This window comes from Dictyoglomus sp. LHC4, assembly GCF_055181355.1.
The window spans coordinates 210,960-222,784 of record NZ_CM143707.1; the positions used below are offsets into that span (position 1 = coordinate 210,960).

Here is an 11,825-nt window from a genome sequence, read left to right on the forward strand (position 1 = left end):
TTTTTAATCCTCCTTTTTTATAACTATCCTTTTATTCCCCCTCTTGTGATACCCTCCATCATATACTTTTGAAAAAAAGCAAAAAACAAAATTGGAGGAATAATAGAAAAGGTTACAGCTCTTATAATATCCACATCAGTGGCAACACTTGTTCTAAACTGAAAGAGTCTTACCATAACTGTTTCTTTCCCTGTATTATTGAGAAGAAGATAAGGTAAAAGAAAATCGGACCATGTATTGGTAACTGTAAAAATTGTAACTACCGTATTTATGGAATAACTTAATGGAAAAACTATTTTAAAGAATATAGTCCATTCATTACATCCATCTATTCGTGCAGCTTCGATAATAGACTGGGGAATAGAGTCAAAGAAATTTTTATAAAGAATCACAAAGAAAGCATTTGCTCCTGCAGAAAGCCATAAAGGGATAAATGTACCTTGCAATCCCAATTTAACAATATTAAGAAACAAAGGAACAATACTTGTGGTAGTTGGAATCATTAAACTCCATAAAAGGAGAAAATAAATAAGCTTATACCCACGAGGTCTAATTTTAGATAAAGCATATCCCAAAAGTCCATTACTTATGATGGAAAAAAATATGCTACCAATAACGACCACAAAAGAATTTATATAGAATTTTCCAAAATTTAAAAGTTTCCAAGTCTCAATAAACTTTCTAATATCATAAGATCTAGGAAATATTCTTGGTTCATTTACAAACTCAGGTAAAGTCTTGAAACCAGAAAGAAATGTCCACACTATGGGAAAAATAGCTATTACTACAACAAATAAGGCAAAAAGAAAGATTAAAAAATATATAAATTTTACATATGGTTTATTAAAATCAAAACTTCTTATTATTCCATAATTCTTTTTGAATAAGTTAATCATTTATAACCTCCACTACATTTCATTCTCTTTTACTATTTTGTTATAAACGGTAGTAAGAATAACAAGAATAATAGCGATAATAACTGAGATAGCTGCAGCTTTAGGATAGTCAAATTTTTCAAAGGCATATTTATAAACAAGTAGCATTAAAGAGATAGATGCATTATTAGGTCCACCATTTGTAAGAACTAAAGGTTCATATAATACTTGAAAAACAAATATGATCTGAAGAATCAACAATATCCTTGCTAAATTATAAATTTGTGGAAAAGTAATATATCTTAATCTTGCCCAAAGGCTAGCCCCATCAATAGTAGCTGCCTCATAAAGTTCTGAATCTATACCTTGAAGGGCAGCAAGATATATCAAAGTAGTAGCTCCCGCAGATCGCCATGTCATGAAGAAAACTATTAAAGGAATAACAAGATGAGACTTAGTAAGCCAAGCCTGAGGTGGAATACCAAAATTCCCAAGAATTATATTGAGAAGTCCAGTTTTTCCTGCTCTATATATGTAAAGCCACATTATAGCTACAGCAAGGCCAGGTATCACATTAGGCAAATATATAGAGAGTCTAAAAAATCCTTTAAAATGAATAATCTCATTTATTGCAATTGCCAGAATAATAGGTACTATAAAACCGATAATTAAAGACCAGAAAGTATAAAAAAAGGTATTAAAGAAAGCAGCCTTAAAATCAGGATGTTGAAAAACCTCTACATAATTTTGAAAACCCATAAATTTTTCTAACCTTATTCCTTGTGCTTTAAAAAAAGACATAAATATACTTGCTAAAAGAGGTTCCCAAATGAAGAAAGTAAAAAGCAAAATAGTTGGAAGCATTATACCCCAGCCTACTACATCTCTTTTATATTTTTTAAAGAATCCTTGTATCATCAAAAATCCTCCCAAAAGGATAAATTAAAAGGGGCACCTAAAGGTGCCCCATATGTTTACTTCTTATTTACATACATATCCAGCATTTTTTGAAGATTATTATTAGCAATATTAAGAAGTTTTTTTACATCTGCATTCTTATCAGTGAGTACAGCCTGAAGTACTTTTGTAAGTTCTGCGTACATATCTTGAGTTAAATAGGGTTCTTCTGGTCTTAAAACTCCCTTCTGTTTTATCCAATTGTAATAATCGTTATAAAGTCTCATATCTACATTTCTATATTGCTTCACAATCTCTTCTTGAGCCTTAAGCCAATCTTGAGCTATCCAGGCAGGAAAGGAAGGTATGACAGGTACTCCATTTTTCACCCTATTTTCTGCATCAGCCTTCATACCTGCTAATGATTCAGGAGTTACAACTGGAGCCTTTCCCATAATCTCTAAGAAATTTAATGCGGCCATTACTTCATCAGAAGATGCCTTGGTACTAAACATATAGGGGGTACCGCCCATTAGAGAATAACGATATCCTTTAGGTCCTGCAGGAACAGGGACTATGGCTAATTTATCTAAAGGCATACCATATATCTGCGTAGGTTGATTTACTGCATCTTGTGCTCCTAAATACATAGCAGCTCTACCTGTAGCAATAGCCTCAAAACCAGTACCCCAATCTTCACTGGTAGGATCATCAGTTAATACATCATATTTCCATTTAAGATCCTTTACAAAATTCATAGCTGTTATTACTTCTGGAGAATTTAAGTTGGCATACCATTTTCCATTTTTCTGTATCTCTAACTTTGCCCCAAAATTCCATGCTATCTGAGTAAAATGCCAACCTCCCGCATTATCCTTTGCAAGAAGGCATAGTCCTGCTCTACTAGTTTTTTCTTTGATCGTTCTTGCTACCTTTACAAGTTCATCCCAAGTCTTAGGATATTTGGGAATGCCATCAGGATTTATCAATCCGGCTTTTTCAAAAAGATCTAAGTTAAGATACATTCCTAAAGCATAAGCATCCCTTGGAACCCCATATATTCTACCATCCTTAGATAAAATCTCTTTTACTGATGGGTTTATTAACTTATCCCACTCTTTTTTCTTTAACTCGTTTGTAATATCTTTAACAAATTTTCCTGCTATTAATTTTTGTGGTTCTGTAAACCATGTTTCAAAAATTGTAGGAAGATTTCCTGATTCAGCAAGAGGTACAAAGGTGTCAGGAGAATATTTATAAGTAGCAGGAACTACTTCTACATTGGGATATTTTTTTTCAAATTCTTTCTTCCATTTTTCAAACATCTCTATATCGCTTCTTAATGTGGGCTCTGGCCATATACCAAGCCTTAGTCTGATCTTTTTTTGAGCTAAGATCTGGTTATTATTAAAGGAAAATATCATCAAGAAAATCAAAACAAATATTAAAAATTTTTTATTCAAAATTCTCACCTCTCTAAAAAAATCTTACCTCTACTTCTTATACTTACTCGGATCATTAGTGAGAATAATAGACAGTACATAAATCTTTGCCTTATTAGCAGTTGCCTTATTTAGTGCAAAATCTGGCTCTGCCTTTGTACCATCTCCCCAATTCTTAAGTCCATGAGCCTTTAAATCTATAATATAAGTAGTAAAATTGATGCTTAGCGTTATTCCCCAATTAGTAAAAGTCTTCTTAAGGTTTCCTAAGGTCATAACTATATTTTGCGCATCTTTAGGATCGTCCGCTTTAATGGTTATTACCGCATATCTATAATCCTCAGCTTCCATAAAATCATCCTTAAAATTAAGTGTCATCCAAGCATTGGGAATACTGGAATCAAAAATTAAAACTCCATCCTTTATAGTATAGGCTGGTCCATAAGGTCCCCAATAACCCTCTCCATCTTGTCCTGTAAATTTAGTGGCAACTATAAACTCATCTTCTGCAAAAGAGAAAACTAAAGTTAAAATAAAAATTAGTAAACCAACTATTAAAAACTTTTTCATTTTTAAAATACCTCCTTTAATGAAGTATTTAGGAATGCTTATCATATATAAGTTTAACGTTAAACTTAATTATATAAACAACCCCCCTTCTATTTGTACATCTTTATTACTTTAACGTTAAACCATAAAAAGTTTAAAAATTTTTAAAAAGACATTCAAGAAGAGAAAATACATAAAAAGCTCAATATTATTCTAAAACAAATACAATATTCTCAATAAATCAAAGAATTTTTTATCTTTTCTTTAAATATCTAACGCTCTCTCTTTCTACTATCTTAACTGGAAGTATGACTTTCTTATTTTCTAATGGAATCCCTTCAATATAGTCAATCAACATTCTTGCAGCAATCATACCCTTCATCTCTACATCCTGATGAACAGTAGTAAGTCTTGGAGTAGTAAGTAAACTTATCTCCAGATCATCAAATCCTACTATTGATATATCATCTGGTATTCTTACCCCTATCTCTATAAGTCCACTCATAATACCTGCTGCCATTATATCTGCAGTAGCAAATATAGCAGTAATATCCCTCCTTTTAGATAGTTCCCTTCCTAAAGAAATACACTCTTCAATACGTGTACCATGTTCATACACATTTTCTTTTCTAAAGGGAATATTGTGTTCCTCTAAAGCCTTTTTGTAACCTTTTAATCTCTCCTCTAAAACTCCTTTAGGTTTTATTTTAGGTGATACAAAAATAATATTTTTATGTCCCTTATCAATCAAATATTTAGTAGCAAGATAGCCACCCTTAAAATCTTCTAACCCAACTTTTATAAAGGATTCATCATCCACATAACTATCAATAAGCACTACTGGAATCTCTGAAGTCTTTAAAGCAGAATAAAATTCGTCCTCAAAGATTCCAGTTATGATAACTCCTTCCAAATTCCAAGTTCTTAAAAGGGTAATAAGTTCGTTCTTCTTATTAACCGTTCTTAACATTATAAAATAACCTCTTCGACTAAGCTCTTTCTCAACCCCACCTAAAAATGTTGTATGAAAAGGATCTTGAATAAAGCTTCCCCTTTCTGTTGGTATAAGACAATTTATTACCCCAACAATCTTAGAATTTCTTTTTACTAAAGATCGAGCAAGCATATTAGGTATATAACCTTTCTCTTCAATAATCCTTTGAATCTTTTTTACTGTTTCCATTGATACATGTTGATAATTTCCATGAATTACATTGGATACGGTGGTAGGACTTACATTAGCCTCCTTTGCTATATCTTTTATAGTGATTACCCTCTTTATTTTCATAGGAAGACTCTCCTTACTAACATATTTTTATCTTTTATTATATAATATAACTTTAAAAGATTTTTTTTAATTGGAGGTGGGATCAAGCATGTTTTTAGGAGTCTTTCTTTTAGTTTTATTTTTAAAAGAGATATTAGGCTTTTATTTAGACATAAGAAATCTAAAATATGCTCTTTTTCATAAAGAAGTTCCTGAAATATTTAAGGATATTATTACAGATGAAGACTTCAAAAAATCACAAATTTATTTGAAAGATAGGGTTATATTCAATTTATGGTCTAAAACCTTTGACTTTATCTTTACCCTAATATTCATTTTCCTTCTTTATCCATATATTGAAAAAATTGTTTCATCTATTACCTCTTCCTTTATTCTTCAAGGCCTTTTATTTTTTGGAATATTCGGTCTCATAAATCTTATTATTTCTATACCTTTTGATTTATATTACATCTTTGTAATAGAAAACAAGTACGGATTTAATACTATGACACCTAAGATTTTTCTTCTTGACCTTATCAAATCAATTATCCTTTCTATAATTCTTGGTACACCTATACTCTCTTTACTTTTTTACATTATTAAATCAGATCCCAATTTTTGGTGGAAATTTGCCTTAGTAATAATATTATTTGAAATTATAATGGTATATATCTACCCCATATTAATTGCACCTATTTTCAATAAATTTACCCCCTTGGAAGATGAGGATTTGAGAAAAAAGATTATAGAGCTTGTAGGAAGAGTAGGATTTAATGTAAAGCAAGTCTTCGTAATGGATGCATCAAAGAGAACGAGAAAACAAAATGCTTATTTTACAGGTATTGGAAAATCCAAAAGAGTAGTACTTTATGATACATTACTCTCATATCCTCAAGAGGAAATTCTTGCTATTTTTGCCCACGAATTGGGTCATTATAAAAAGAGGCATATTACTATTCTAATGCTTTCTTCAATAATATTTTATGTTTTCTATATCTATATAACTTTTATTTTCTTTAAATCTGCTCCCATAAATAAATACTTTGGTGTACAGAAGGAATTTACGCTCCTTACCTATGCCTTTATCTTTGTTTCATCTTTATTTTACTTTTTAAATCCGTTAGTAAATTCTTTATCAAGAAAAATGGAATACACAGCCGATAGGTTTTCTGCAGAACTTCTTAGAACTTCCTACCCCCTGATAAATGCCTTAAAAAGATTAGTGAAGGAAAATCTTTCAAATCTTTATCCTGATCCACTATATAGGACTTGGTATTACTCTCATCCAACCCCTTCAGAAAGAATCTACCATTTATTAACCTTAGAAAAGGAGGTACAAAAAGATGAAAATAACAATAGCCCAAATTAACCCCACCATTGGAGATGTTGAGGGAAATCTTAATAAAATAGAATTAACCATAGAGAAGGGGATTAAAGATAATTCCGATTTAATTATATTTCCAGAAATGTCCATATTAGGTTATCCACCCTTTGATTTATTAAATAGGAAAGATATAAAAGAAAAGATAGAAAATAGCATAGAAAAAATCCTAAGAAAAAATTATCCAATAGGTATTTTAATAGGCTCTCCTTATTATACCTCTCATGGCATTTATAATAGTGCCTACTTATTTTATAAAAATACTTTAAAAAGAGTTGATAAATTCCTTTTCACAAAAGATCCACTACTCCAAAATCTTTATTTTCAATGTGGTAAATCAGATTTTATAGAGTTTAATAATCATAAAACAGGCATCTTTATAGGGGACGATCTTTTACAGTGTGATGATACAACGCCTTTACAAGAATATCTCTATCAAGTCGATCTAATTATTATAATTTCCTCTTCTTTTTATTATTTAGGAAAAAGAAAGGAAAAAATTGAAAAGACAAGAAATATAGCAAGAAACTTCAATAAAAAGATTATATATGTAAACCAAGTAGGGGGAAATGGAGAATTAATCTTTGAAGGTGGTAGTTTTATAATTTCAGAAAAAGGAGATTTGATTTTTGAAGGCAAAAATTTTGAAGAAGATATAACAACCATAAAGTTGGAAAACCTATCGGTAACTTCTTATAAAAAAGAAGACATTTCTTTTATATACAATGGTTTAATTTTAGGAGTAAGAGATTACTTTAGAAAATCTGGTTTTGAAAAAGCTGTAATTGGACTTTCAGGAGGGATAGATTCTGCAGTTGTAGCTTGTATTGCCAAGGAAGCCCTAAGTCAGGAAAAAGTATTAGGAATAAGTATGCCTTCCATATATTCTTCAAAAGAAAGCATTGAAGATGCTAAGGAAATTTCAAAAAATCTAAACATAAACTTTAGGATTTTATCCATAAAAGACATATTTTACTCATACCTAAAAGAATTAAATCCCTCTCCATCTCCCGTTATGGATGTAGCAGAAGAAAACCTACAATCCCGTATAAGAGGAAATCTACTAATGTTCATATCAAATAGAGAAAATTATATTGTACTTGCAACAGGAAATAGATCCGAAGCTCTTACAGGTTATTGTACCCTTTATGGAGATACAGCAGGAAGTCTAGAGGTTATCGGTGATATCTATAAAACTACAGTATATAAATTGGCAGAATATATAAATAGGGAAAGAGAAATTATACCCAAAAATATTATTACGAAAGCACCATCTGCAGAATTACATCCAAATCAAAAGGATGAAGATTCTCTTCCACCCTATTCCATATTAGATCCTATCCTTACTGCATATGTAGATGAGAACAAATCAGAAGAAGAAATTATAAATTTAGGATTTCCTAAAAATATAGTAAGAAATGTTATAGAAAAAGTGGAAAAAAGTGAATATAAGAGAAGGCAAATCCCACCAGTATTGAGAATTAGATCCAAAAATCCTTTAAGAGAAAGGGTCTTACCCTTAGTTTATAAAATAATATGATATAATTCTTTAGATTTTAACTAAAAAAGGAGGTGCTAATTTTAATGAAAAGAAATCGTTTTACCGAACCCCAAATGGATGAGAAAGATCTACAATACTTAAAACAATTAGCCCACAAATGTAGAGGCGACATACTAAAAATGACCACATTAGCTGGATCTGGTCATCCTGGAGGTTCCATGTCATCCATTGAAATGTATTTAACTCTTTACTATTTTGCAAATGTAGATCCTCAAAATCCAAAGAATCCTGACAGAGATAGAATTATTATCAGTCATGGTCATACCTCTCCAGGAGTATATTCAGCCTTAGGTAATCTTGGTTTTTTTAATATAGATGAGGCTATTGCTTATTTTAGGCTTGCTGGAAGTATATTTGAAGGACATGTGGAAAGATATGTACCAGGAGTAGAATGGAGCACAGGTAATTTAGGACAAGGACTTTCTGCTGGTTGTGGAATGGCACTTTCTGCAAAACTTCTTAAAAAAGATTTCCATGTATTTGTAGTAATGGGAGACGGAGAACAACAAAAGGGACAAATATCCGAGGCCAGAAGATTTGCTAAAAAATATAATCTATCAAATTTAACAGTCTTAATTGACTATAACAAGCTACAGCTTTCAGGATCATTATCTGAAATCATGCCTCAAAATATAAAAGAAAACTACCTCTCCGATGGATGGGAAGTAATAGAGGTAGATGGACACGATCTACAAGCTTTATACAAAACTATAAGACAAGCTATATATGACGAAAAACCAACTGCCATATTAGCTCATACAGTTATGGGTAAAGGTGTTTCCTTTATGGAGAATAAATTTGAATTTCATGGAAGAGCTTTAAAACCAGATGAATACAAGAAAGCCATTGAAGAACTCGGAATAGAAGATGATCTTGAAAAATATAAAGCTATGAGGGAAAACTTCAAACCAAAAGATAAACACATTGTTGAGCCATATTCTATTAATATTGATACTGGTACACCTATCACCTATGATAAGGATGCAAAGATCGATAACAGAGGAGCCTTTGGAAAAGCATTGGCAGATCTTGCCAAATTAAACATTGGTAAAGAAGGAAAGACACCTATTGCAGTAGTTGATTGTGATCTTATGGAATCGGTAAGAACACACGAATTTGGAAAAATTGCTCCAGAAAACTTCTTTGAGACAGGTATACAAGAACATAATGCAGCTACCCTCTCAGGAGCTCTTTCATCTCAAGGAGTTATAACCTTCTTTGCAGACTTTGGAGTCTTTGGAGTTGATGAGACTTATAATCAGCATCGCTTAAACGATATTAACTATACAAATTTGAAAGTTATAGTAACCCATTGTGGACTCGATGTAGGAGAAGATGGAAAAACCCATCAATGTATAGATTATATTGGTACATTTAGAAATCTCTTTGGCTTTAAAATTATAATTCCAGCAGATGGTAATCAAACAGATAGGGTAATAAGATACGTGGCAAGAGAATTTGGAAACTTCTTAGTAGCTATGGGAAGATCTGTAACACCTATAATTACTGATGAGGAAGGAAATCCTCTATATGGTGGGAATTATGAATTTATATATGGAAAGATGGAAAAGATAAGAGATGGAGATAAAGCGTCAATCATAGCTTGTGGACCTATGGTTTTTAGAGCAGTACAAGCATGGGAAAAATTAAAGGAAAAAGGAGTCAAAGTTAAAGTTTTTAACTTCACATCTCCAAAGGAGATAGATTGGAAAGCCTTAGAAGAAGCAGCTAAAACAGGCTTTGTAATCACCTATGAGGATCACAATGTAAATACTGGAATTGGAAGTATCATTGCAGAAGCCCTCTTAGAAGGAGGCTTCAAGATAAAATTTAGAAAATTTGGAGTAAAAGAATATGGACTATCTGGAAAACCAGATGCTCTTTACAAGATGCAAGGATTAGATTTAGATTCTGTGGTTGAAACCATACTAAAAGAAATATAAGAAAATATAAGGGGGGAAAATTCCCCCCCCTATTTTATCCTTAAATTAATCTCTTCTAAATATATTTTCTTCTGTTGGGGGCCAAAGTACATTTTCTTCTTGTAATAAATTAAAAGTGTAAAGCTCTAAGTTCTCTGCAACTCTTTCTTCCCTCTCTCTTATTGCCCTTAGAAGTCTTGCATAAACCCTTTCTATCTCTTTTGCAAGGAAATAAAGTTCCTCATTAGATTCTATTTTACAATTCCAGGTCTTTCTATCAAATTTAATACTTAATGGCCCTTGATAACTCTCCAATGGAATAAGCATAAGTTCTGCAGTATTTTGTCCCCATTTTTCTGCCAAAGTTCTTGCTATAGCAGAAAGTAATTTTTCTGAAAACTCTATAATCTTCTTTCTGGCTTCCTCTTCCCAAAGATCTAAATAGTCTTTAACTTCAATAGTATCAAGAGAATAGACGCTTATAAATCCATAAGGAGGTAAAATTACAGGAGGTGGATTTGTAGGCTTCCCTTTTTTAAATATCCAAAACTTAATTTCTTCTGCACTTCGGTATAAAACCACACCACTAAATTCCCTATTTTGTAGAGCAGAGAAAAATTTTGTAGGAATTATAGTATTAGCATCCAGATCTATATATAGAGGATTTCCCACATATATAGCAGAAAGAACAAGTATAAGAACTTTATCGGTAGGGTAATAGGTAATTTTACCAAATCCCTGTTGAATCTGCCTCATAACAAAATCTACTGCCTCTATTCCATCCATAGCTTTATTGTTTTGTACCTTTGCAAAAAATGCCTTTCCTTCATAAACAAAAATTGCTCCTTTGTACTCCTCATCAGTATAAAGAATTACTCCTGTTGAGTTTTCCTTTCTCAACTTTTTAATAAATCTCTCCGCATTTAATAAAGCAGCAGGAAGGTTCTCAAACTCAGGCTTTACTCTTTCCAAAAGATACATAAACTCTTTCATAGTTTTCCCCCACCTAAATTAAAAAAAATCCCTAATGAAAGTTTAGCATATATTGTTATAAAATAAAAGATGTTATGTAAAAATAAAAAAAGATTGGAGGTAATAAGATTAAAAAATGATGATCGACTACCACATGCATCTCGAAAGAGGACCTTTTGATGAAAATTGGTGGTTAAAATTTTGGGAAGAAGAGAAAAAGAAAAATATACAGGAAATAGGTATAACAGAACATGGCCATAGATTTAAAGAATTTAGACCTGTTTATGATCACATTCCTATTACTGCTCCATGGTGTGATAGTAACTTAGAAGAATACCGAGAGTTTACCACTTTTTTAAAAGAGAAATACAAGATCAAGGTAGGAGTTGAGATGGATTACTTCCCTGAAAAAGAAAAAGAGATAAAAGAACTTCTTGAAGAATATAATTTTTTTGATTATGTGTTAGGATCTGTACATTTTATTGATCACGGTTTTGGATTTGATATAGATCCCAACGATCCAAGATGGACCGAAAATGATATGGAAGAAATTTTTGAGGATTATTTCGATAAAGTAGAAAAGATGATAAAAAGTAATCTTTATGACATAATTGCCCATTTAGATCTTGTAAAACTTTGGGGTGGAAGAAATCCTAAGAATATCTCATCTATATATGAAAGGATTTCAAAAGTAATTATAAGTTCTCAAATGTCATTAGAACTAAATACTGCTGGATGGAGAAAACCAGTCAAAGAATTGTATCCATCCCCTGAATTTTTAAAAATTATATCTTCATATAATATACCTCTAACCTTCGGAGCTGATGCCCATACCCCAGAAGATGCAGGAAGAGATATAGAAAAAGCTTACCAGATTGCAAAAGATTTAGGTTTTAAAAAAATATCTATCTTTGAGAAAAGGAAAAAAATTTTAATAGATCTACGATGAAAGGAGTGAG

Annotated in this window: 10 protein-coding genes; 4 read left to right on the plus strand and 6 right to left on the minus strand. The window is 31.6% G+C overall.

The features are described 5' to 3' along the window. Positions 1-23: 23 nt before the first annotated feature. The 5 genes from ACY3JO_RS01050 to ACY3JO_RS01070 all read right to left on the minus strand — a co-directional run bounded on the left by ACY3JO_RS01050 (position 24) and on the right by ACY3JO_RS01070 (position 5,051). Complete coding sequence (locus tag ACY3JO_RS01050; protein WP_463084970.1) at positions 24-896, minus strand: carbohydrate ABC transporter permease; 873 nt, start codon at positions 894-896, stop codon at positions 24-26. Positions 897-908: 12 nt separating this feature from the next. Then, entirely contained in the window at positions 909-1,793 is an 885-nt protein-coding gene (locus tag ACY3JO_RS01055) for a carbohydrate ABC transporter permease (protein WP_463084971.1), read from the minus strand. 56 nt (positions 1,794-1,849) lie between these two features. Beyond that, complete coding sequence (locus ACY3JO_RS01060; RefSeq protein ID WP_463085680.1) at positions 1,850-3,196, minus strand: ABC transporter substrate-binding protein; 1,347 nt, start codon at positions 3,194-3,196, stop codon at positions 1,850-1,852. Positions 3,197-3,265: 69 nt separating this feature from the next. Continuing rightward, entirely contained in the window at positions 3,266-3,784 is a 519-nt protein-coding gene (locus ACY3JO_RS01065; RefSeq protein ID WP_463084972.1) for a hypothetical protein, read from the minus strand. A 232-nt stretch (positions 3,785-4,016) separates the two neighbouring features. After that, positions 4,017-5,051 carry a LacI family DNA-binding transcriptional regulator gene (locus tag ACY3JO_RS01070; RefSeq protein ID WP_463084973.1) on the minus strand — a complete coding sequence of 345 codons (1,035 nt, stop codon included), beginning with the start codon at positions 5,049-5,051 and terminating at the stop codon, positions 4,017-4,019. Positions 5,052-5,139: 88 nt separating this feature from the next. On the opposite strand from ACY3JO_RS01070, the gene ACY3JO_RS01075 reads away from it, so the two are divergent. The 3 genes from ACY3JO_RS01075 to ACY3JO_RS01085 are packed head-to-tail and all read left to right on the plus strand — an operon-like array spanning position 5,140 to position 9,915. Then, positions 5,140-6,399, plus strand: coding sequence for a M48 family metallopeptidase (locus ACY3JO_RS01075; protein WP_463084974.1), 1,260 nt, complete (start codon positions 5,140-5,142; stop codon positions 6,397-6,399). After that, positions 6,374-7,951, plus strand: coding sequence for an NAD+ synthase (locus ACY3JO_RS01080; RefSeq protein WP_463084975.1), 1,578 nt, complete (start codon positions 6,374-6,376; stop codon positions 7,949-7,951). The genes ACY3JO_RS01075 and ACY3JO_RS01080 overlap by 26 nt, the downstream gene beginning before the upstream one ends. A 44-nt stretch (positions 7,952-7,995) precedes the next feature. After that, positions 7,996-9,915 carry a transketolase gene (locus tag ACY3JO_RS01085; protein WP_463084976.1) on the plus strand — a complete coding sequence of 640 codons (1,920 nt, stop codon included), beginning with the start codon at positions 7,996-7,998 and terminating at the stop codon, positions 9,913-9,915. Positions 9,916-9,960: 45 nt separating this feature from the next. On the opposite strand, the gene ACY3JO_RS01090 is transcribed toward ACY3JO_RS01085, so the two are convergent. Continuing rightward, on the minus strand, positions 9,961-10,887 hold the full coding sequence (locus ACY3JO_RS01090; RefSeq protein WP_463084977.1) for a hypothetical protein: 927 nt from the start codon (positions 10,885-10,887) through the stop codon (positions 9,961-9,963). A 115-nt stretch (positions 10,888-11,002) separates the two neighbouring features. On the opposite strand from ACY3JO_RS01090, the gene ACY3JO_RS01095 reads away from it, so the two are divergent. Then, positions 11,003-11,815, plus strand: a complete 813-nt coding sequence (locus ACY3JO_RS01095; protein ID WP_463084978.1) for a histidinol-phosphatase — start codon at positions 11,003-11,005, stop codon at positions 11,813-11,815. Positions 11,816-11,825 lie beyond the last annotated feature (10 nt).

Excerpts from the sequence above, each read along its gene's own strand:
- ACY3JO_RS01050 (WP_463084970.1), bottom strand. The coding sequence starts at position 896 with ATGATTAACTTATTCAAAAAGAATTATGGAATAATAAGAAGTTTTGAT.
- ACY3JO_RS01055 (WP_463084971.1), bottom strand. The coding sequence starts at position 1,793 with ATGATACAAGGATTCTTTAAAAAATATAAAAGAGATGTAGTAGGCTGG.
- ACY3JO_RS01060 (WP_463085680.1), bottom strand. The coding sequence starts at position 3,196 with ATGATATTTTCCTTTAATAATAACCAGATCTTAGCTCAAAAAAAGATC.
- ACY3JO_RS01065 (WP_463084972.1), bottom strand. The coding sequence starts at position 3,784 with ATGAAAAAGTTTTTAATAGTTGGTTTACTAATTTTTATTTTAACTTTA.
- ACY3JO_RS01070 (WP_463084973.1), bottom strand. The coding sequence starts at position 5,051 with ATGAAAATAAAGAGGGTAATCACTATAAAAGATATAGCAAAGGAGGCT.
- ACY3JO_RS01075 (WP_463084974.1), top strand. The coding sequence starts at position 5,140 with ATGTTTTTAGGAGTCTTTCTTTTAGTTTTATTTTTAAAAGAGATATTA.
- ACY3JO_RS01080 (WP_463084975.1), top strand. The coding sequence starts at position 6,374 with ATGAAAATAACAATAGCCCAAATTAACCCCACCATTGGAGATGTTGAG.
- ACY3JO_RS01085 (WP_463084976.1), top strand. The coding sequence starts at position 7,996 with ATGAAAAGAAATCGTTTTACCGAACCCCAAATGGATGAGAAAGATCTA.
- ACY3JO_RS01090 (WP_463084977.1), bottom strand. The coding sequence starts at position 10,887 with ATGAAAGAGTTTATGTATCTTTTGGAAAGAGTAAAGCCTGAGTTTGAG.
- ACY3JO_RS01095 (WP_463084978.1), top strand. The coding sequence starts at position 11,003 with ATGATGATCGACTACCACATGCATCTCGAAAGAGGACCTTTTGATGAA.